The 20,735-nt window shown below is 70.7% G+C and carries 21 protein-coding genes and 1 pseudogene; 13 read left to right on the top strand and 9 right to left on the bottom strand.

Going from position 1 to position 20,735, the window contains the following annotated elements; all coding sequences use genetic code 11:
- Window positions 1-144: 144 nt before the first annotated feature.
- From AB0I03_RS01645 to AB0I03_RS01635, 3 genes and pseudogenes are all read left to right on the top strand, one after another.
- A pseudogene (locus tag AB0I03_RS01645) lies at window positions 145-333 on the top strand (LuxR C-terminal-related transcriptional regulator); the annotation flags it as partial.
- A 470-nt stretch (window positions 334-803) separates the two neighbouring features.
- Window positions 804-1,505, top strand: coding sequence for an alpha/beta hydrolase (locus AB0I03_RS01640; RefSeq protein ID WP_360404684.1), 702 nt, complete (start codon window positions 804-806; stop codon window positions 1,503-1,505).
- A 108-nt stretch (window positions 1,506-1,613) separates the two neighbouring features.
- Window positions 1,614-2,423, top strand: coding sequence for an isocitrate lyase/phosphoenolpyruvate mutase family protein (locus AB0I03_RS01635; RefSeq protein WP_360404681.1), 810 nt, complete (start codon window positions 1,614-1,616; stop codon window positions 2,421-2,423).
- Window positions 2,424-2,853: 430 nt separating this feature from the next.
- Here AB0I03_RS01635 and AB0I03_RS01630 read toward each other — a convergent pair whose 3' ends face one another.
- Complete coding sequence (locus AB0I03_RS01630) at window positions 2,854-3,441, bottom strand: TetR/AcrR family transcriptional regulator (RefSeq protein WP_360404678.1); 588 nt, start codon at window positions 3,439-3,441, stop codon at window positions 2,854-2,856.
- A gap of 170 nt (window positions 3,442-3,611) precedes the next feature.
- Between AB0I03_RS01630 and AB0I03_RS01625 the strand changes: the two genes are divergently transcribed.
- Complete coding sequence (locus AB0I03_RS01625; RefSeq protein WP_360404675.1) at window positions 3,612-4,784, top strand: MFS transporter; 1,173 nt, start codon at window positions 3,612-3,614, stop codon at window positions 4,782-4,784.
- Between the two features lie 65 nt (window positions 4,785-4,849).
- Window positions 4,850-5,740 (top strand): NHL repeat-containing protein, encoded by an 891-nt coding sequence (locus AB0I03_RS01620; protein ID WP_360404672.1) that lies wholly within the window; start codon window positions 4,850-4,852, stop codon window positions 5,738-5,740.
- Window positions 5,741-5,845: 105 nt separating this feature from the next.
- On the opposite strand, the gene AB0I03_RS01615 is transcribed toward AB0I03_RS01620, so the two are convergent.
- A complete protein-coding gene (locus AB0I03_RS01615; RefSeq protein WP_360404669.1) occupies window positions 5,846-6,403 on the bottom strand; it encodes an ABATE domain-containing protein in 558 nt (185 codons plus the stop codon).
- An 86-nt stretch (window positions 6,404-6,489) separates the two neighbouring features.
- Here AB0I03_RS01615 and AB0I03_RS01610 point away from each other — a divergent pair, with 86 nt between their 5' ends.
- Window positions 6,490-7,356 carry an alpha/beta fold hydrolase gene (locus AB0I03_RS01610; protein ID WP_360404666.1) on the top strand — a complete coding sequence of 289 codons (867 nt, stop codon included), beginning with the start codon at window positions 6,490-6,492 and terminating at the stop codon, window positions 7,354-7,356.
- A 21-nt stretch (window positions 7,357-7,377) separates the two neighbouring features.
- Here AB0I03_RS01610 and AB0I03_RS01605 read toward each other — a convergent pair whose 3' ends face one another.
- From AB0I03_RS01605 to AB0I03_RS01595, 3 genes are all read right to left on the bottom strand, one after another.
- Window positions 7,378-7,824 carry a hotdog fold thioesterase gene (locus AB0I03_RS01605; RefSeq protein WP_360404663.1) on the bottom strand — a complete coding sequence of 149 codons (447 nt, stop codon included), beginning with the start codon at window positions 7,822-7,824 and terminating at the stop codon, window positions 7,378-7,380.
- A gap of 187 nt (window positions 7,825-8,011) precedes the next feature.
- Window positions 8,012-9,322, bottom strand: coding sequence for a PHB depolymerase family esterase (locus AB0I03_RS01600; protein ID WP_360404660.1), 1,311 nt, complete (start codon window positions 9,320-9,322; stop codon window positions 8,012-8,014).
- A 143-nt stretch (window positions 9,323-9,465) separates the two neighbouring features.
- Entirely contained in the window at window positions 9,466-10,101 is a 636-nt protein-coding gene (locus AB0I03_RS01595; RefSeq protein WP_360404657.1) for a LysE family translocator, read from the bottom strand.
- Between the two features lie 316 nt (window positions 10,102-10,417).
- On the opposite strand from AB0I03_RS01595, the gene AB0I03_RS01590 reads away from it, so the two are divergent.
- Entirely contained in the window at window positions 10,418-12,154 is a 1,737-nt protein-coding gene (locus AB0I03_RS01590) for a hypothetical protein (RefSeq protein WP_360404654.1), read from the top strand.
- A 49-nt stretch (window positions 12,155-12,203) separates the two neighbouring features.
- Here AB0I03_RS01590 and AB0I03_RS01585 read toward each other — a convergent pair whose 3' ends face one another.
- The 3 genes from AB0I03_RS01585 to AB0I03_RS01575 form a co-directional block, all read right to left on the bottom strand.
- The gene (locus tag AB0I03_RS01585; protein ID WP_360404651.1) at window positions 12,204-12,746 is read right to left on the bottom strand and encodes a hypothetical protein; all 543 of its coding nucleotides are present in this window, start codon (window positions 12,744-12,746) and stop codon (window positions 12,204-12,206) included.
- Window positions 12,747-12,816: 70 nt separating this feature from the next.
- Window positions 12,817-13,641, bottom strand: a complete 825-nt coding sequence (locus AB0I03_RS01580; protein WP_360404648.1) for an SAM-dependent methyltransferase — start codon at window positions 13,639-13,641, stop codon at window positions 12,817-12,819.
- A gap of 283 nt (window positions 13,642-13,924) precedes the next feature.
- Window positions 13,925-15,646: a cellulase family glycosylhydrolase gene (locus tag AB0I03_RS01575; protein ID WP_360404644.1), complete on the bottom strand. Its 1,722-nt coding sequence runs from the start codon at window positions 15,644-15,646 to the stop codon at window positions 13,925-13,927.
- Between the two features lie 344 nt (window positions 15,647-15,990).
- On the opposite strand from AB0I03_RS01575, the gene AB0I03_RS01570 reads away from it, so the two are divergent.
- Window positions 15,991-16,476, top strand: coding sequence for a MarR family transcriptional regulator (locus AB0I03_RS01570; protein ID WP_360404641.1), 486 nt, complete (start codon window positions 15,991-15,993; stop codon window positions 16,474-16,476).
- A 97-nt stretch (window positions 16,477-16,573) separates the two neighbouring features.
- Here the strand turns inward: AB0I03_RS01570 and AB0I03_RS01565 are convergent, their stop codons facing one another.
- Window positions 16,574-17,671: an FAD-dependent oxidoreductase gene (locus AB0I03_RS01565; protein WP_360404638.1), complete on the bottom strand. Its 1,098-nt coding sequence runs from the start codon at window positions 17,669-17,671 to the stop codon at window positions 16,574-16,576.
- A 151-nt stretch (window positions 17,672-17,822) separates the two neighbouring features.
- Between AB0I03_RS01565 and AB0I03_RS01560 the strand changes: the two genes are divergently transcribed.
- From AB0I03_RS01560 to AB0I03_RS01540, 5 genes are all read left to right on the top strand, one after another.
- Window positions 17,823-18,275, top strand: coding sequence for a MarR family transcriptional regulator (locus AB0I03_RS01560; RefSeq protein WP_360404635.1), 453 nt, complete (start codon window positions 17,823-17,825; stop codon window positions 18,273-18,275).
- Window positions 18,272-18,988 (top strand): VOC family protein, encoded by a 717-nt coding sequence (locus AB0I03_RS01555; protein ID WP_360404632.1) that lies wholly within the window; start codon window positions 18,272-18,274, stop codon window positions 18,986-18,988. Before AB0I03_RS01560 ends, AB0I03_RS01555 begins: the two co-directional genes overlap by 4 nt.
- A 64-nt stretch (window positions 18,989-19,052) precedes the next feature.
- Entirely contained in the window at window positions 19,053-19,790 is a 738-nt protein-coding gene (locus AB0I03_RS01550) for a class I SAM-dependent methyltransferase (protein ID WP_360404629.1), read from the top strand.
- Window positions 19,791-19,905: 115 nt separating this feature from the next.
- Window positions 19,906-20,481: a MarR family transcriptional regulator gene (locus AB0I03_RS01545; RefSeq protein ID WP_360404626.1), complete on the top strand. Its 576-nt coding sequence runs from the start codon at window positions 19,906-19,908 to the stop codon at window positions 20,479-20,481.
- Window positions 20,474-20,731, top strand: a complete 258-nt coding sequence (locus AB0I03_RS01540; RefSeq protein ID WP_360404623.1) for a hypothetical protein — start codon at window positions 20,474-20,476, stop codon at window positions 20,729-20,731. The genes AB0I03_RS01545 and AB0I03_RS01540 overlap by 8 nt, the downstream gene beginning before the upstream one ends.
- Window positions 20,732-20,735 lie beyond the last annotated feature (4 nt).

Below are 20,735 nucleotides of genomic sequence, written 5' to 3'. Positions count from 1 at the left end.
ACAGCGCCCCAGGCGAAGTGAACACGAGCTGCTCGACCCGCGACGGGTACTCGGCCGCATACGCCGCCCCGAGCGTGGCCCCGCATGATCCGCGTGGTGATCGCCGATGACGACGAGCTGAGGCGCGTCGGCCTGCGGATGTGCGACGCGCTGCTGGGGCCGTCGGTGACCCGCCGCCTGCTCGGCGAGTTCGCCCGGAACGCGCCCGTCAGCGAGGCCACGGTCAAGACCCATGTGCAGCGGGTGCTCGCGAAGCTCGAGCTCCGCGACCGCATCCACGCGGCGGTCTTCGCCTTCGAGCACGGCCTGGTGCGCCCGGGCGCAACCGACTGAGAGAACCCGGTCAAGAGCCCGCGCTTGAACTCCGGTCGCGTCAAGGGGCCCGTCCTCGGACTCCGGTCCGGCCACGGTCCCGTGCATGGACCCGGTCCGGCCACCGGTCCGTGGTCGGACCCCGATCGCCAGCGTCGGCGGCATCACGTCCGGCCGGGAGGCGCGCGCCGGGCATGTAGACCGGAAAGTGCCGGCCCCTGGCCGCCGACCGCGCTGGCTTGTATCCCGCCCCGGCTCGCTCTCCGCCCGGCCCACATCCATCCTGCGGTTCGCACCGCCGCGTGCCCGCTCAGACCTGCTGCCCGATCCGCCCCGCCTCGGCTCATCCCCCGCTCCGACAAGGCCGCGCCAGGACCACTTCCCGGTCCAGGATCGCCTCCCGGTCAGCGCCTCGCCATCCGGCCCCGGGGAAGTGCCGGTGGCCGCCCGAACTTGGGAAAGTTGTCGGTGGGGGCCGCTATGGTCGGGCGATGGACATCATCCTCATCCCCGGTTTCTGGCTCGACGCCTCCTCGTGGAGCGAGATCACGCCCGCGCTCGAGAAAGTCGGACACCGCACGCACCCACTCACCTTGCCCGGCATGGAGTCTCGCGACGCCGACCGCAGCGGCATCGGCCTTCGCGACCACATCGACGCGGTGGTCGCCGCCGTCGACGCGATCGAGGGCCCGGTCGTGCTCGTGGGCCACTCAGGAGGCGGCGCGGTCGCGCACGCGGTCGCCGACGCCCGGCCCGATCGCATCGCGCGAGTCGTTTACGTGGACTCGGCGCCCCTTGGCCCCGGCGGCGTCATCAACGACGAGCTGCCGGTCATGGACGGCGAGATCCCGCTGCCCGACTGGAATGTATTCGAGGACGAGGACCTGGTCGACCTCGACGACGAACTGCGCGAGGCCTTCCGCGCCAAGGCGATCCCGACCCCGCAGGGCGTCGCCTTCGACAAGCAGGTGCTCGGCGACGAGCGCCGTTTCGATGTGCCGATCACGCTCATCTGCTGCGAATTCGGCAGCGCCATGGTGCTCGCGTGGATCGAGCAGGGCGTGCCGTTCGTGAGGGAGATCGCCGCGGTCAAGGACGTCTCCTACATCGACCTGCCCACCGGCCACTGGCCCCAGATCACCAAACCCGCCGAGCTGGCTGACGCCCTCGTCTCGGCGGTCGGGCGCGCCTGACCCGGTAGACGAGGGTGCTCCGAGGCTATCGGTCGCGCCTCACCCGCAACGACGGTGATGTCGCTTCGTGGCCAGACGTGAAGCGACATCGCGGCTTACATTGTGGGCATGACGAATCAGACCGCCGCCCGCTTCCGCTCGCTCCACACCACTCCGGCCCTGCGCCTTCCGAACTGCTGGGACGCCGCCAGCGCCGCGGTCATCGCCGCTGCGGGTGCACCCGCGATCGCCACGACGAGCGCCGGGATCGCGTGGAGTCTCGGCCGGCCCGACGGCGACGCGCTCGACCGCGACGCGGCCGTGGAGGCGATCGCGAGGATCGTGCGGGTCGTGGACGTGCCGGTGACCGCCGACATCGAGTCCGGTTTCGGCGCAACCCCGAAGGAGGTTGCCGTGACGCTCACGGCGGTGGCCGAGGCGGGCGCGGTCGGCGTGAACATCGAGGACACCACCGCGGAGTCGCCCGGGTCGCTGCGCGACCTCGCCGACCAGGTGGAGCGCCTGGGCGCTGCCCGCGAGGGCGCCGGGCCCGACCTGTTCATCAACGCGCGCATCGACATGTACCTGGCCGGCATCGGCGAGGAGTCCGAGCGTCTCGATGCGACGATCGCCCGGGCGGAAGCGTACGCGCGGGCCGGGGCGGACGGCATCTTCGTGCCGGGCGTTACGGACCCGACCGTGATCGCCGCGCTCGTGCAGGCGATCCGGCTGCCGCTCAACGTGATGGCGGGCCCGGGCGCGCCCGCGCCGTCCGAGCTCGAGCGCCTCGGGGTGTCCCGCATCAGCCTCGGCCCGGGGCTGGCCACGGCCGCATACGAATTGGCCCGCAAGGCGGTGGTGGGCTTCCTTGAAGAGGATTCCTACGACGCGATCGTGGACGGCATCGGCTACGGCACGATGAACGAGCTCCTGGCCTAAGTGCGGGGCAGATTGCGAGTCCAGCTTGAATCTTGAATAAGGTGCGGGTACCGCTCCTCGGCTTCGGATTGCGGGACTTTGCGAGTTGCAAGGTCCCGTTTGCTCGGTTCTGAGCTGTGGCTGCGTGAGCTACAGCGCCCTGTTCCTGTTCGTGCGGGCGGCCGGGCCCAGGCCCGGCCGCCCGCGTCTCCGTGGAGGAGGCGGCTCCTGCGGGGACCGCGCGCGGGTGGCTTCCCGCGCGCGGCCTCGGTATGGCGACGTTCGCGAATTCCCTCTGTCGCCGCCATCCCGCAGGAGCCGGATGGCTTTTTAGATCAAGGCTGACATGTGTTGTAGTCGAGTGGCAACGGAAAGTTTTCGCCTGTGGATAACTTGCCGTGGCTCGTAGGCGACGGCCTGTGGATAACTTCGTGCGCCGGGCGCGTGTCTCTCAGTCCTTCGCTTGCGCTGCTCGCTCTTCCGGCTGCAGCGCCGCGCGTGCGAACGAGAGGACGTGTTCGCGCATGAGCTCGGGGTTCTCGCTCGTGTCGGTGCCCGTGATGAGGCGTGCGAGTTGCGGCACGACGCTCGGCCAGGCCGCGAGGCCGATGAGGATGAACAGGGTCGGGGCGGCCTGGAGGCGGCCTTCGGCCGCCCCGAGTGATTGCTCGAGCGCGCTCACCTTCTCCCGGTACCGGACCTTCCGCTCCTCCTCGCCGGGCAGCGGCTCGGACCGGTAGTGCAGCGCCTCCCACAGGAGCAGGCGGAGCAGCTGCGGGTGGAGGCGGTGGAACTCGTGCACCCGGTCCACGTACCCGACGAGGTCCTCGCCGGGGGTGAGGGGCACGGCCTCGGCCAGTTCGTCGAGCGCGTCGTTGATGACGGCGTCGAACAGCCCCTCCTTGCTGCCGAAGTACCCGTACACCCGCTCGCGGTTGACGCCGGAGCGCGCGGCGATGTCGGAGATGCGGGTGTGGGCCAGCCCGTGCTCGGCGAACACGTCGCGTGCGGCGCGCAAGAGCTTCTCGCGGGTCGTCAACGGCGACGCATCGCTTTTGTCTTGATTGCGAAGTTGTGAATCCGACATGAACCCGATAATACTCCAACTCTGATGTTGACCAACAAATGAGTTGGTGGTGTAATGGGGCCATGAGGCCGCCAGTCCCGACCCGATCCGCCGTGCCGACCACGGTCGATAGCGGCACCGCTTTGCCATGGGTCCCAACGGGACGCACGGTCGTGCCGCTCGCCGCCGCGGCCGTGTTCATCGTCGGGCAGCTGTACGTCGTCATCCCGCTCCTCGGCGAGTTCGCCTCAGGCTGGGGCGCCGGCAGCGAGCAGACCGCCTGGATGGTCACCGCGTTCGGCTTCGCCTACGCCACCGGGCTCCTCTTCTCAGGCCCGGCCGCCGACCGCTTCGGCCGCCGCCGGGTCCTGCTCACTGGGCTCGTAGCCGCCGCCCTCGCCACTGCGGCGGTCGGCCTCGCCGACGGGCTCGCCACCGGCCTGACCCTGCGCGTCGTGCAGGGCTTCGCCTCGGCGTTCTTCACCCCAGCCGCCCTCGCCTACGTCGCCGAGCGGATCGCCCCACCGCGCCGGGCGATCGCGATCACGGCAATGACCAGCGGCTTCATCGGCTCCGCGATCATCGCTCAAGCTGCGGCCACCGTGCTGCTGCCCGCATTCGGGTTGGCATCACCGTTCTTCGGCGGCGCGGCCTGCGTCCTCGCGCTCGCGGTCATCCTCGCGTTCGTGCTCGAACCGGACCCGGAACGCCAGGGCGCCGAGCGCGTCAACCCGGTGCGCGCCATGGGCGCACTGCTGCGCCGCCGCGACACGCTCCTGCTCTACCTCGCGACTGCCACCGTCCTCTCCTCCTTCGTCGCCGTCTACACAGGACTCGAGACGGTCGGTCCCGAAGGCCTGTCGGGCGACCCGGCCGCCATGCTCGCTCTGCGGGCCTCCGCGCTGCCGGCGTTCATCGCCGCGCCCTGGATCGCGGGACGGCTGCGGCGCTTCCCGCCGACCGCCCGCGTCGTCGGGGCGCTCGCGACCGCCGCAACCGGCGCGCTCCTCACAGCCGCCGCCTCCGGGTTCGGCACGTGGGCGATCGCGTTGTGCCTCTTCGTGTTCGTCGGAGGCATCGGGCTCTCGGCGCCGGGACTCATCGAAGCGGTCGGCGAGGTCGCGGGCGCGGCCCGGGCCGCCGCGACCGCGCTCTACACGTTCGTCCTGTTCGTCGGCGCCAGCCTCGGACCCCAGCTGGCCGCCGCCGCGGACGGCGCAGGTTTCATCGGCGTGTGCGCTGCGGCCGGAATGCTGCTCGCCGCCGGGGCGCTGCTCGCTTTCGCGGCGCGCCGCATCAGAACCCGCCTCGCCTGACGTGCTCATGCCCACCGATCACCACCGACGCAATGTACGACCAACCATTACGGAGTGAGCAGACCATGCGCGCGAATCCACTGCAGCACAACGACAAGGCGGGCACCACTCGCGGCCGTGCACACCGTCTCCTCGTCGTCCCGGCGATGGCGGCGATCGTGGCCGCGACCGCTTGCACCGCGGCCGAATCGAACTCGGCCAGCAGCGATGCGGGCTCGGGCTCGACCCAGGGCCCCGGCGACGCCGTCTGGGACGGCCTCTCCTCGCCCGTGGGCATGGCCTACGACGCCGACGGCGCGCTGTACGTCGCGAACTGGTCCGGCGGCACCATCGAGCGGTTCACCGCCGCAGGCGAGCGCAGCACCTTCGCGAGCGACCTCGACGGCCCCTCGGGCCTGGCGATCGATGCCGAAGGCGTGGTCTACGCCGCCTCCTACAGCGGGGATGTGGTGTGGCGCTTCAGCGAGGAGGGCGAACCCGAAGTCTTCGTCGAAGGGCTCGCGACCCCGGCCGGGCTCTCCTTCAACGCCGCGGGCGAACTGCTGATCGCCAACCGCCAGACCGACGAGATCCTCGCGGCCGACGCAGAGGGCCAGACCCGCGTGGTCGCGACCGGCCTCCAGACCCCGGTCGGCGCCGTGGAACTCGCGAACGGCGACCTCATGGTCAGCAACATCAACGGCGGCGTCTCACTCGTCTCGGGCGGCACCGAGGCCGAGCACGTCAACACCGAACTCGCCAGCCCCGGACCCGGCATCGCCCCCGCGGGCGGCGACGCGGTCTACGTCGTCGACTACGGCGGCTCGACTGTGGACATGATCGAGCCGGACGGCACCCGCACCACCGTCGCCGACGGCTTCGACAGCCCCACCGGCATCACGGTCGCGCCTGACGGACGACTCGCCGTTTGCGACTGGGGGACCAGTTCCCTCTACCTGATTGATCCTGTCCACTAGGGATTGCATGGCGAGGCCACACTCTCGCGGTCGCGCCGCCGACTATGACCTGCGCGGTGCTGGGACGCATGAGCCGCACGAGCGGCTTGATGCGCGTTCGCTGCTTCAGCTGCCCGCTTTGCGGCGCTCGTAGTGGCGGGCGACGCGGACGCGGTTGCCGCACCGTTCGGGGGAGCACCACTGGCGGCGCGGGTGCGCGGGCACGAACAGCATCACGCAGTCTTCTGCGCCGCACCGGCGCAGTTTCGCCACGGCCGGGTCGGTGAGCAGGTCGACCGCGGCCTGCGCGAGCTCGGCGGCAAGGCGGTCGGCCGCACTGCCTTGGCGCTGCACGGTCACGGCCACCGCCGTGCCGTCCCACGTGAGCCTGGTGCGCCCGGGCGCGGCGTTCACCGCCGCCGCGAGGCCCCGCAGGCTCGACTCCGGCGGCCGCCGCCCTTCGGCCAGCGCGCCGAACGCGGCGGCCGCGTGCTCGCGCACCGACCGGACTTCTTGGAGCGCAGTGCGATCGGCGGGAGCGTCGAACTTCGGCAGCCGGTCCGCCTCCAAGGCGAGCCACGCGTCCAGCGCCTCGGGGTCGGCGAGCAGGTCGCCCTCGGCGGTCAGGGTGTTCACCAGATCGATCGCCAAGGGCTCGCCGACCAGCGGTGTCATCGCGTTCATGACCCTAATGCTACATCGCTTGTTTTATGCGTTAGTGTTGGTCGTCGTTGTCTAATGCATCATCGTCTTGAGAAAGCATGTGAATCATGAATCGTCTCCCCTTGGTCCGCCACGCCGACGTCGACATCGACGGTGTCGCCGTCCACTACCGCGAATCCGTGCCCGACCGCGCCGACGCGCCCGTCCTGCTCCTCCTGCACGGCTTCCCCACCGCCTCGCACCAGTTCGACCGCCTCATCGACGCCCTCGGCGCCGACCACCGGCTCATCGCCCCCGACTACCCCGGGTTCGGCCAGACCGCCGCCCCCGCCGACTTCACCTACACCTTCGACCGCCTCGCCGACATCGTCGAAGGCTTCGTGGAGCATCTCGGCCTGCAGCGCTTCGCCATGTACCTCTTCGACTTCGGCGCGCCCGTCGGCCTCCGCCTCGCCGAGCGCCGGCCCGAGCTCGTCACCGGCCTCGTAGTCCAGAACGGCAACGCCTACACCGAAGGCCTCTCTGACGCCGCACGCGGCTTCATCGCGCTCGCCCCGGAGCAGACCGGCGCCGAAGGCCGGATCCGGGACCTGCTCACGCTCGAAGGCACCCGGTTCCAGTACGAGACGGGCGCGCGGCACCCCGAGCTGCTCTCGCCCGACCACTGGACGCTCGACCAGCACTACCTCGACCTGCCCGGCCGCAAGGAGGCCCAGGTCGCGCTGGCCTTCGACTACAAGTCGAATGTGGAGCGGTACGCCGGCTGGCAGGCGTGGCTGCGCAAGCACACGCCGCCCGCCCTCATCGTCTGGGGCACCGGCGACCCGTTCTTCACCGAAGCGGGCGCCCGCGCCTACCTCCGCGACCTGCCGGAGGCTGAACTGCACCTCTTCGACGCCGGGCACTTCGCCTTGGAGACGCACGTGGGGGAGATCGCACCGCTCATCGCCGACTTCCTGGAACGGCAGCGGTAAGCGCCTGCGGCGCTTGGCGTTTCATGCTCCGGGCGCGTCCCGGATCAGGCAGGTGAGGCGTCCGGTGCAGACGCGCCGGCCCTCCTCGTCGCTGACGACGATCTCGTACGTCGCCGTCGACCGTCCAAGGTGGATCGGGGTCGCGACTGCGGTGACGGTGCCCGACCGGACAGCCCGGTGATGGGTCACGTTGAGGTCCACGCCGACCGCGATCTTCTCGGGGCCGCCGTGCAGCATCGCCCCGACCGACCCCAGCGTCTCGGCCAGGACCGCCGAGGCCCCGCCGTGCAGCAGCCCGTACGGCTGCCGGTTCCCCTCGACCGCCATCCGCGCCACGACCCGCTCCGGGGCGGCCTCCAGCACGTCGATCCCCATACGGTTGCCCAGTTCGCCGGCGGAGAACAGCTTGTCGAGGTCCATGCCCGCACCGGCGAACCGGTCGCGGACCTCGGCGGGAAACTCGGTCATCTCAGGCGGCTCCGTTCATGTCCTGCACGTCGGTGTGCGGCGCCTTCAGGCGCACTCGGTGAGCCCAGTCTAGGTCGGGCCCGGCACGTGCCGAAGGCTTCGGGACCGCCAGGCGCGAATGCTGCGGTGGGAACGCCGACGGGGCTGCAGGCGTTCTGGCGCCTGCAGCCCCGCTGGGGTGGGCGGGTTAAGCCGGTGTGCACGTCACCGCGGGTGCGACCGCTGATCCCGTGCCGATGAAGCCCCATGCCGATGTGCGGGTCTGGCCCGCCGCGACCGAGCCGTTCCAGCCCACGTCCTCGGCCGTCACCGACGAGCCCAAGGTGATGACGCCCGCGTTCCAGGAGCTCGTGATCTGCTGGCCGCCGGGCCAGGTCCAGTGCAGCGTCCAGCCGGAGATCGCGCTGCTGCCCGCTGTCACGTCCACATTGGCCTGCCAGCCGGAGTTCCAGGTGCTGACCACCTTGACCGCCGCCGAGCACCCGCCCGTCGGGCCGCCCGTGGGGGTCGTGGCCGGGTCGGTCGGGCCGGTCGTCGGCGAGGTCGGGTCCACCGGCCTGTCGAGGCCGAAGAACTCGAGCGCCTTGGCCGCCATGCCGTTCGCCATCAGGTTGTGGCCGACTCCCTGGAGGCTGATCGCCTCCACGGGCGCCTGGGCCCCGGTGCCGCCGTAGCGGGTCCGGTTCCAGTTGGCCTGCGGCGTGTCCGAGAGCTCGGGCGTCTGGTCGGTGCCGTGGACGTTCGTCCACTGGTCGATCTGCTCCTGGAAGTTCTGGTAGAACAGCACGTCGTCATTGGTGCCGTGCCAGATCTGCATGCGCGGCCACGGCCCGCTGTAGCCGGGGTTGGTGGCCCGGACCTCGCCGCCCCACTGCTGCGGGGTGCGGTTCAGCTGCCCCTGCGAGCACTGCGAGTTCCATTCGGAGCCGTCGGCGGTCCTGAAGCAGGTGTACGGGACGCCGGAGAACGCCGCGCCCGCCGCGAAGACCTCGGGGTAGACGCCGAGCATCACGTTGGTCATCATCGCGCCCGAGGAGATGCCGGTCGAGAAGACCCGATCCGTGTCCACATTATGCTCGGCGATCGTCCAGTCCATCATGGACTTGATGCCGACCGAGTCGGAACCGGTGCCGCTCAAGGAGGCCGCGGAGGCCACGTCCCAGCACTTGCTCGAGCGCGTCACCGAGGGGTAGACCACGATGAAGCCGTACCGGTCGGCCAGGCGCGCCCACTCGGTGCCGTTGTAGAAGTCGTTCGCCGAACCCGTGCACCAGTGGATGCCGAGGACCATGGCCGGCTCGGGGGCCACGTTGTCGGGCACGTACAGGTACATCTCGAGGTTGCTCGGGTTGTTCCCGAAGTTCGTGATCCGCGTGAGCGACGCGGCGCTGGCGGGCTGGGGGATCATGACCGCGACGAGCGCTGCCGCGGCCACGAGCACCGCGGCCGCCGCGGCCATCAGTCCTCTGCGCACGCGGGGGCGGGTGAAGGCTGGCATGGGGTCCTCTCTTGACGCTGCCGGGGGCGTCGTGACGGCCCGGGGAACGGGGCCGCACAGCCGAGAAACGATGGGGATCGCCGTGAGGTCCACACACTATATATCTATGAGCATCGATATGCAAGCGCTCCCAATGCGGCCCGTCAGGCCCGCTCGCCCGCCGCCGCAGCGATACCGAGGCCGATCAGGGCCGTGCCGCCGGTGCGGCTGAGGATCAGCTTCGGACGCGGCCGGCGCAGGACGTCCCGGGCGGCCGAGGCCACCAGGCCCCAGACCGTGTCGCACGCCGCCGCGAGCACCGCGAACGTCGCGCCCAGCAGCAGCATCTGCACCGTGGCCGAGCCTCCCTCGGCATTGATGAACTGGGGGAGGATCGCCAGGAAGAACAGGATCGTCTTCGGGTTGAGCATCCCCACGACGAACCCCTCCGCCATGGTCGCCAGCGCCCGCTTCGGACTCCCCGCCTCGTCCTCCGGCCCCGCCATGAGGCCCTTGCGGTCCCGGAGCGCCTTGACGCCCAGGAACACCAGGTACGCCGCGCCCGCGTACTTCACGATCGCGAACGCCAGCGCCGACTCCTGGATGAGCGCCCCCAGCCCGACCGCCGCGAGCGTTGCGGCGGCGAACGTGCCGATCGCGTTGCCCCACGCCGTGAGCACCGCCTGGGTGCGGCCGTAGGCGAGGGCGCGGCTGACGGTGAACATGACCGACGGTCCGGGGATGAGGATCAGGATGAGCGAGGCGACGATGAACCCCAGGTACTGCGCGGTGCTTGGCATGACTCGATCAAAGCACCCGGGCCGCACCGCGGCAACCCATTACGCGGCGCGCCTGCTTCGCGGGAGTCGCGGATGGCGCGTCATGTGTGACATGTGATGTGCCACTGCCCTGTGGACGGTCACGATGGCAATTCATGGCGCGACGCGCGCGCTGCCTCTCCGACCCCGCTCATGGCGCGTCACGCGTGACATGTGATGTGCCACTGCGCGCTGTCGAATGGTCACGATGCCGGTGCCAGTGCCCGCTTCATTTCCGGCAGGTGACGTGGCGCATAATTTTCATGACCTCCCACCCCTTATCCACACAGGAGTGTTCATGGACCACCCGCCCCGAGCTGGCGGACCGCCCCCGTCGTCCCGCTCCGCCCCCGTCCGCATCGCCCCCCAATACCTGCCCGCGCCAGGCCGCACCACCCCCGCGCGACCCGCCGCCCCACCCCCCGAAGCCCCGCCCGCCCCCGAGCGGCCCCGGCCGACGCAGGCCGAGCTCGACCGGTCGTACGCAACGCTCCTCCAGACCCAGAGCGACGCCGCCCGCACGATCCTCGGCTTCGTCCTCCTCGCGGTGCCGCTGATCGCCGCCGTCAGCGCCTACCTGCTCCCCACGGTCCGCACGATCCAACTCAGCCGCATCGAAGGCCTCAGCGTCTTCGGCTCCGCGGAGACCATCGGCCCCGCCAACTACGACGAAGTCTTCACCGAAGGCGCCTTCGCCCAAGGCCTCGCGGGCCTCGCCGGGCCGATCGCCGCCATGATCGCCACCGGAGCGGTCCTCGCCCCGCTCGCCGCCTGGCTCCTCCACCGCGGCGGCCGCCGCCTGCGCACCACCGCCACTGTCGCTTGTGCCCTCGCCGCGATCACTTTCGCCCCGGCCGCACTCACCGTCGCCTGGCTCATCGACCGCGCCGTCTCCGGGAGCGACCGCGAAGCGAGCCTGTACGACTGGCCCGGCCTCATCGCCGGCGTCGTGCTCGGCCTCGGCATCCTCGCCGGACTCGCCGCCATGCGCGGCAACGCGACCGGCCGGAACTCCGCACTGCTCGTCACGGCCGGCCTCGCCGCGTTCGCCATCGCCGGGGCCGGACTCCAGACCTTCGCCTACAGCGTCGTCACCGGCCTGCCGCAAGGTGCCGAAACCCCGGTCACCCAGATCTTCAGGGGCCTGTACTCAGGGATCTCCCCGGGTCTGTCCAGCGCGAAATCGGTGCTGCTCATGGCGATCCTCGCCGCCCTCGGCATCGGCGCCGCACTCGTCTTCACCGCCGCCCGGGTCCGGATCGACGTCAGCCCCGACCGGATCGACCCGACACCGACCCGGACCGCCGCCGTCCTCGGCATCGCCGCACTCGTGCTCCTGCTCGCCGCCGCCGGCTCCTACCTCCTGCCCTGGCTCGCCCGCATGGGCGAGGACACCCGCGAAGGCGCCGACCTCTGGCTCGCGATCCGCCGCACCTGGGGACCGCCGCTCATCACCACCGCCGTCGCACTGCCGGTGTCGATCATCGGTGGCTACGCCGTCGGCGCCCTGCGGCCCTTGGGGAGCGCCTCGCGCTGGCTGCTGCTGCCGTTCGCGCCGTGGCTGTTCACCGGGTCCGGGCCGCTGGGGGTCGCGAACCTCGAGGTCGTTGCGGGCGAAGGGGAGTACATGGTCATCGGGTCGTTCCCGGCCCGCGCCTGGATCGCCGTCCCGCTGCTGTTCGTTTTCACGGCCCTGTTCTGGGGCCTGGAGGACCGCCGCCGCGCGGCCCTCATCGACGGCGCCGAGCCCGGCGAGGCGCGCCGGGCGTTCCTCAAGGCGGCCTGGCCCATGACCGCGCTCATGGGGCTGGCGCTGCTCCTCGTCAACGGCCAGGACCTGTTCTGGCAGCAGCTGACCTTTCAGGACATGCTGTCCTCGGGCCCGATGATCTCGGCCCTGGAGAACCTCGAGTTCGAGCATTCCGGTGTGGCCCTGGGCTTCCCGATCCCGCTCCTGGTCTTCGCCGCGCTCGCCGCGGTGGTCGCAGCGGTCGGGTACCTGCCGCGGGTGGCGATCAAGGTCGGCAAGGACTGAACGCAGTGGAGGGGCCGGTGCAATGCCGGCCCCTCCACTGCGTTGTGGTCTAGCTGCGGACGAACTCGATGTCGTGGAAGCGGCGGGCGACCGCGTCGTAGTGCAGCCGTGCGCCTTCCATGTACCCGAACAGCGAGCCCCACTCGTCGTGGTTCGCCTCCGGGAACAGCGTCACGAGCCCGCATTCGATGTGGCCGCCGTGACCGATGACCAGGGCCGCGTCACCGGGGCCGAGGGGCGCCATCAGGTCCGACCACTGCCTGGCCAGGGCGTGCGCGTAGTCCGACGCGGTGCTGCCGCGCCGGTTCACCAGCCGCGCGAGCCGGGTGAACGGGGCGCCGACGTCGTACGTCGCCGCCTGCGACTCCTGCAGGAAGCCATTGACGTTGGGGAGGGTGGGCAACTCCAGTGTCACCGCGAACCCCATGGCGATCGCCGTCTCGCGGGCCCGGGGGGCGACGCTGGTGGCGACGACCTCGAAGGGCCCCGTGAGCGTTCCCGACCAGCGGGCCAGCTCGACGCCCTCCTGGGAGAGGTGGACGGCCTCGTCTCCGTTGCGCTTGCTGTGGCGGCGGATCTCGAGCATGGGCATTGGCGGTCTCTTCTCTTCTCGAACACGCTGCGCGGTACCAATCTACGGCTCGGCCGCCGCCGCCTCCTCGTCAGGGTTTGACCGCGATACCGGCCATCTGCGTGCGCTCGTACGGTTCGAGGTCCTCGAACACCGGGACCTTCCGGTCGGGCTCCTCGGGATACCAGCGCGAGACGTATTCGAGCCCCGGCGGCACCAGCGGCATGCCCTGGAAGTGCTGCTCAAGGCGTTCGATCGGCCTGATCCAGCCGTTCCCGAGCGTCTCGAGGCAGCCCTGGGAGAGCCCGCGCTGCGCGGGGTCGCCGGTGTCGGGCCAGGCGGTGAGGAACAGGTGCGAGCCGGAGACGAGCGGCTCCATGAGGGTGGCGATGATCTCGTCGGGCTTCTCGTTCTCGTGGATCTGCATGATCATGCCGACGATGACCACGGCGATCGGCCGGTCGAAGTCGAGGTGCCCGCGCACTTCGGGATTGGCGAGGATGCCGGCCGGGTCGCGCAGGTCGGCGGTGACCACAGTGGTGGTGCGGTTGTCGGCGAGGAGCGCGCGGCCGTGGGAGAGTACCATCGGGTCGTTGTCCACGTAGACGACGCGCGTGTCCGGGTTGATCTCCTGCGCGGCCTCGTGGGTGTTCTGCTCGGTCGGCAGGCCGCATCCGATGTCGAGGATCTGGTCGATGCCGGCCCCGCGCACCAGGTACTGGACGCCGCGGATGAGCGCGTCGCGGTTGAGCCGGGTGGCTTCGCGGACCTGCGGGATCTTGCTCGCGAAGACCTCGACGGCCTCGCGGTCGGCTTTGAAGTTGTTCTTGCCGCCCAGGGCGGCGTCGTAGACGCGCGCGGTGGTGGGGACGTTGGGGTCGATCCCCGGCGGCGGCCATGGTGCTGCGTCGTTCAAAACTATCCAATCGGCACTGAATGGGCAGGTGGCAGGGGAGGCGAGGCGTCGCGGCGGGCAGTCGCGTCGCGCTCGGCGCCGGCGAGTGCGAGCGGGTCCTTCACCGGTGCAAGACGTCGCTCCAGACTAGCCCATCGGGTGCTTGAACACGAGTCGACGCACACCGGTCGTGGCGGCCAATTGCAGCCCCACGGCCTGGGGAAACGCTCCCATTCCGGGTGGTGAGCGGGGCGCCCGGCAACCGGGCGCCCCGCGCGCGCTGTTGTTTATATAGGGCGGGTCGCTATGCGGCGCTTCCCGTCACGGTGGTGCCGGACCGCTCCACCGTGTACTCGACCGTGGTGCCGCTCCAGAAGTGGAAGGTGAGGTGCACGGTCGTATTGTCGTCCACGGCGGCGAAGAACGCCTCGGGGAGCACGATCGTGCCGGCCTCGTAGTCGGGCTTGAACGCGACCGCGAACTCCTTGTAGGCCGTCCAGTCCTGCGGGCCCGCGGCGGTGCCGTCCGGGTAGACCGCCTCCATCGTCGCGAGCTGGTCCCCGTTGAACGCCACCGGCACCGCGAGCTCGGTCGTCGTGCCGCTCGCGTCCTGCATGGTCGGCGCCGCCGAGGCGATGATGTGGAGCTTCCACGGCACGCCCGAGGAGAACCGGACCTCGAGCACGGCCCGCTCGCCCGTGTCGCCGCCGCCGGCGAGCCCCGCGAGGAGCTCGGCGCTGAGGGTCAGCCGCTGCTCGGCGTCCAGGGTGTAGTCGGTGCCTTCGGCGAGTGCGGTGCCGCCGTTGAAGACTCCGGCGAACTCCAGGCCGTTCAAGTGCAGCGGCACGGTCGCCGCGGCCGGGGCCTCGCCCACCGGGACGTACACCTGGTCGGAGGCGGCGGTGCCGGAGCGGCCCTCCCACGCGCCCGCGACGTGCGCGAACAGGTCGGGGTCCTTCCAGGTGTGGGTCTCGCGGTCGAAGTGCTGGCCGTTGTCCCACCACATGGTGGTCATGCCGACCTCGTTCGCGTAGTGGCCGAGGTACTCGAAGAACTTGAGCTTCTCGCCCTGCTCGATGACGCCGGTGTGCTTGTCGAAGCCGAGGAGCCCCCATTCGCCGAGGATCACCGGCACGCCCTTGTCGATGAACGTGGCCTCGACCCGGCCGAAGGCCGCCACGATGTCGGCGCGCACCTCCTCGTTGAACGTGGTGTAGCCGGCGATGTTGACGCTGAAGGGCCAGTAGCCGTAGTAGTGCACGGTGGCCGCGATCATCGGGTCGTCCAGGGCCGCGATGCTCGCGGCGGTCGCGTCGAGGCGCGCCTGCTCGCTGCTGGTGTGCAGCGTCGGGATCACCAGGAGCCGTTCGGCGTTCACACCGCCCGAGCCGCGCACGATCGCGTGGAAGGACTCGTTGAGCTCGTTGAGGAGCACCTCGCCCTCTTCTTCGCTCACATCGGCGAACTGGGGCTCGTTGATGTTCTCGAACACGAGCTCCGGCGGGGCGTCGGCGAAGGTCGCCGCGATCTGCGTCCAGGCCGCGTTGTAGCGCGCGAGGACCTCGTCGTGCTGCGTCGGCATCTGGTTCACCCACTGCCACGAGTCGTGGTGGATGTTGATGAGCACGTAGAAGCCGTCTTCGAGCGCGAGGTCGACGACCTCCTTCACGCGGGCCATGTACGCGGCGTCGATCGCGTAGTCGCCGCTCTCGGCCTGGTGGGCCGACCACGTGACGGGGAGGCGGATCGAGTTGAAGCCCTGGGCCCGAACCGAGTCGAGCAGCTCGGGGGTGATGCGCGGGTTGCCCCAGGCGGTCTCGTCGTCGCCGACGGCGTCGAGCGAGTTGCCGAGGTTCCAGCCCGGCTGCATGGCCGCGACGGTCTGCTCGGCGCTGAGCTGGGCGGCGCCGGCTTCCGGCGGAGCGGTCTCGGATTCGGCGAAGGCCGTCCGGACGGTGAGCGCGGCGGCGGCTGCCGCCGCCACCGCCACCAGGGCCGCTATGAACCTGATCGGTTTGCGTCGCAAGGGTGATCACTCTTTCTCTGCGCCGGGGGAGGGCATGCCGGGTCGGCCTCCACTGCGGGCGCGTGGTACGGAAAAATTGCCGGGAAGATCCCGTATTGCGGGGTCGAAACGCATCGGCAATGATTCCAGCGGCATCGGCGCATGTCAACCCTTTGATCGCCTATCGCAACAAAAAAACTCCCTGTCACGAGGTGCGTGACACAGCGTTCCGATGCTTTTTCAGGCGTCGAGCGAGCGCCGCCGGGGAAGCGGTCGCCGGGGGCTTCGCGGTCGCGGTTCGATGCGGCGGCCGCGTGGCCGATGACACCGGGCACCGGCCGTGGCCTGCGGGTAAGCTTGATTCCATGGAGGAGCACGCGGACGAGCCGATGAGCATGGGCACTGCTCTGGTACGGACCGCGTTCCTCGTCGACACCGTGTACGCGGACGCAGTGCGCCAATTCGACCTCACGGTGCAGCAGGCGCAGCTCCTCTGCGTCATCATCGCCCGGCCCTTCGGCATGTTCGAGCTCGCGAAGACCCTCGGCCTGGCCAAGTCGAGCATCTCGGGCCTGGTCGACCGCTGCGAGAAGCGCGGCCTCGTGCGCCGCGAGGCCGACCCCGGCGACGGCCGCGCGTTCCGCGTGGCGCTCACCGAGAAGGGCGCCCAGCTCGCCGAGGAGTTCCACGACGAGACCACGAAGCGGGTGGCCGACCTCCCGCTCGGCCTGAGCGCCGCCGAGCAGCAGGTCCTGGTCGGCCTGCTCACCCGGGTGGTCGCGGACAACCACGTGCCCGTGGTCTTCACCGACTCGGGCTGCCCGTCCTCGCAGGGCTGCGGCGAGAACTGAAGGCGCGCAGCGCTTTCACCCGAACGACGAAACCCCCGCCGCGGCGCGGCGGGGGCCTTCCCCGTCCTATGACGATCAGGCGGACGGGGGAGTCCTGCTAGACGGGACGGAACGCCTGGTCGAAGTAGCCGAGCATGAGGTCGCGGCCCTTCCATTCGATGACCGACTCGAGCGGCAGCTGCACCGGGCCGTTCTCGGAGGGCATCTGGCCGACCCCGAGTTCGGGACCGAGCGGCACGATCACCGCGCGCACGGGCGAGGTCTCGTACACCGACTCGGGCCGGTCGCCGCTGATCTGCGCGATGATGTTGGCGGCCACTACGCCGGCGTGCTGCCCGGCCGCGGCGGCGCGCTTCTCCTCGTTCACGTTCGTGATGTCGCCGATGGCGTACACGTGCCCGTGTCCCTCCACATTGAGCTGCGGGGTGACGGGCAGCTGGCCGCGCCGGTTGAGCGGCGCGATGCCGTCCTTCAGGTAGCCGGAGTTGGTGCTGATCCCGAAGGCGCGGAACCAGATGTCGGCCTCGATGGGCTCGCCGTTCGCGGTGACCTGCACCGTGCCGGCCCGGCCGGGCTCGACGGCCGGCTCGTCGTCGAGAGTGACGCCGAGGCGCACCTCGACGCCGAGCTTGTCCAACTGCGCGTGGAGCTCCGCGCGCAGTGCCGCCTCGTATCCGGGCATCAGCTCCTCGCCCGGGTCCACAATGGTGACCTGCTTCTCGGGCCAGACGGCTTTGATCTCGCCGGCCAGTTCCAGGCCCACCGGTCCGGCGCCGGCGATGAGCACCCGCTCGGCCCCGGCCAGCTCGAGGTGCGTCTCCTTGAAGTGCGCGAGGGCCTCGTCGGTCGAGTCGGTGCGGGTCTTGGCCGGGTACGGGTACCCCGAGCCGCTCGCCAGCACGATGTAGTCCGCCTCGACCCGCTCGCCCGAGGTGAGGGTGACGCCCTGCGCGTCCACGCCGGCGGCGTACGCGCGGAGGTGCTTGCCGCGCTTGATGAACGCGTCGTACGGGTAGAAGATGCGCTCGGCCCACTGCTCGGGCTGCGTCAGCGCGCGGAGCGTGGCGGCGGCGTGGACGAAGGCGTCCTTGGGTTCGATCAGGACCACGTCGGCGTGCTCGTCCAATGCCTTGGCGAGCGCGGCCCCGCCGTATCCGCCGCCGACGATCGCCACGGTCTTCCCCTGCTGCGTCATGTCGTTCCCTTTCACGGAAATCTAGTTCGTACTACGAACCATAATAGTTCGTATTGCGAACTACAAGGCGCGACCCGCTCGCAATCCGGTGACGCCCCTCACGCGAGAGCAGGTTTGACAGGTACCTGTCAAACTCGGTAGCCTCAGGAACGTGGAACAGCTCAGTCGCCGCGGCCTCGCCGTCTCCGAACTCGCGATCGAGGTCTTCCGGGCCAACGGCGCCCTCCTCGCCGCCGGCGACGCCCTCGCCCGGCCCGCCGGGCTCACCAGCGCGCGCTGGCAGGTCCTCGGCGTCATCGACCACGCCCCGGCCACGGTCGCGGAGGTCGCCCGCACGATGGGACTGCGCCGCCAGAGCGTGCAGCAGACCGCCGACGCGCTGACCTCCGACGGCCTCGCCGTCTTTGTGGACAATCCGCGCCACCGCCGCGCGAAACTCCTCGACCCGACCGAGGCGGGGCGGCGCGCCCTCGCCGAAGTCGAACGGGCCCATGCCGTCTGGGCCGACGCCCTCGCGGCGGCGCTCGACCCGTCCCAGATCGAGGCCGCCACCGCGGCCCTGCGCGCACTCACCAACGCACTCGAACCGGAAGGAAGCCGTTGAGCGGCACTGTTGTCACCGTCCCCCTGCTGCCGTGCAGGTCCATCGACGAGGCGAGCGAGTTCTACCGGATGCTCGGCTTCGAGCGGACCCACCACCAGACCCGCCCGAATCCGTACATCGTGATGGCCCGCGACGGCTGGGAGCTCCACTTCTTCGGCGTCGACCAGCTCGACCCCGAGAACACCTACGGCACCTGCCTGGTCTTCGTGCCCGACACCGGCGCGCTCTGGGACGAGTTCGCGGCCGGGATGCGCGCGGCCCACGGCAAGGTCCTCGTCGAGGGGATTCCGCGCGTGACCCGCCCCCGCAAGCGCGCCAACACCGGCAACCGGGCCGGGTTCTCCCTGACCGACCCGAGCGGCAACGTCATCCGGTTCTTCCCGCAGCAGGAGGACACCGCGCGATCCGAAGCGCCGCAGAGCAGACTGGGCCGCACGCTCGTCAAGGCGATCGTCCTCGGCGAGTCCAAAGGCGACGCCGAGCAGGCGGCCAAGCTCCTCGACTCGACACTCGCCCGCAGCGGCGACGAGGCCCCGAAGCCCGAACTCCTCGACGCCCTCGTCTACCGCGCCGAACTCGCGCTGCGCACGGGCGACCGCGCCAGAGCCGCCGCCTTGCTCAAGCAGGTCGGCGACACCGAACTGACGGACGCCGAACGGGAGGCCGCCGCGAGCGCGCTCGCCACCGCTGCAGACCTCAGGGGTGCCGCGTAGGTTTTTCGCGGACTTCCTTGCGGCCGTGTGCCTTCGGGCAGGCGAGCCGTGTCAGGATGGACCGATGTCCGATCACGAGCACCGCACCGGGATCACCGGCCAGGCCCCGACCGCCGACTACGACGGTTTCGCCGAGGCGTATGCCGCCGAGACGGAATCGAGCCTCCTTAACGCCTACTACGCGCGGCCCGCGGTCCTCGACCTGGCCGGGGACGTGGCCGGGCGGCGCATCCTCGACGTCGGCTGCGGTGCGGGGCCGCTCTTCGAGTCCCTCCGCGACCGGGGAGCCCTCGTCACCGGCGTCGACCCCAGCGCCAAGATGCTCGAGCTCGCCAGGAGGCGGCTCGGCGACGATGCGGCGCTGCGGCAGGCGGACCTCAACGACCCCCTTCCGTTCCCTGACGACTCGTTCGACGACGCCGTCGCGTGCCTGGTCCTGCACTACCTGGAGGACTGGTCGGCGCCGCTCGCGGAACTGCGGCGCGTGCTGGTGCCGGGCGGGCGGCTCATCGTGGCCGTCAACCACCCCATCGTCTACAAGCTCTCCTACCCCGACCGCAGCTACTTCACGACTCACGCGTACGCCGAGGAGTACACCTTCAGCGGGCAGAGCGTCGAGCTGGCGCTCTGGCACCGGCCGCTGCCCGCGATCACCAGCGCCTTCACCCAAGCCGGGTTCCGGATCGCGGTCATCGACGAGCCGGCTCCGGCGCCCGGCGCGCACGAGCGGTTCCCCGACCAGGTCAAGACACCCGACTCGGCGTTCCTGTGCTTCCTCTTCCTCGTCCTCGAGGCCGAATAACGGTCCCGCGGACCGGCCTGCAGATCGAACTGGGGCGGCGCTGCTTCGCCCTCCGTGTGCAGCGCGTTCTTCAGAACCGCTTGCGCCCGACCCCGAGGAGTGTTATGCATGAGTCATGCATGATCGTTTGGCGAACCTGCTCGGTGCGACCGCGCTGAACGTGGCCGACCTCGTCGCCGAGGAGCAGCGCAGGGCCTCTGACCTGGGCGACAGCGCCAGTGCCGCGCTGCTGACGCTGCACGAGTTCCCCGGCTCGGCGGTGACGACGCTCGGGCGGTACATCGGACTGAGTCAGCCCGCGGCGGCCCGGATGGTGGACGGCCTGGTCCAGCGCGGGCTGGTCGAGCGGCGCGCCGGCCTCGGCCGCGCCGTCGCCGTCCATCTCACGGCGCAGGGCAGGCGCACGGTCGACCGGCTGCTGGAGGACCGCGGCGGCGTCCTGGGGCCGCTCGTCGCAGGCCTCGACGCCGAGGAACGCGTTGCGCTGGAAGCGCTCCTGGAGAAACTGCTGCACGCCGTCTACGCCAAGACGGGCCGCGCCGAACGCGTACCGGACGACGCCCTCGGCGAACTGCTGTGCCGCCTGTGCGACCGGGCGGCCTGCATCCGCGAAGGCGCGTCCTGCCCCGTCACCCAAGCCGGAAGGCTCGCCGCGGAAGGCGGCGCTCTCGAAGGGAGCAGCCATGCGTGACCGCCCCCGCCCGCCCGGCCGCACAAGCGACGGATGGCGGAGCGGCCCAAGCGAAACGACGACCTGCTCGGCGTGCGGGTGGACCGACGACGACGGTGCGGAGATCGTCTCCCGCCACCACACCTCCGAAGGCGTCGTGGTCTGGACCCGGTGCGTCTGCGGCGCCGTGCGGGCGCGTCTGCACCGGCTCGGCCCGGCCGAGCCGGTCGCCTGCGCCGATCCGCCGGACGACTGGAGCGCCGGCCGCTGACCGG

It is taken from the genome of Glycomyces sp. NPDC021274, from assembly GCF_040641195.1.
Lineage (GTDB): Bacteria > Actinomycetota > Actinomycetes > Mycobacteriales > Micromonosporaceae > Glycomyces.
This window is presented reverse-complemented; position numbering and strand designations above follow the sequence as displayed.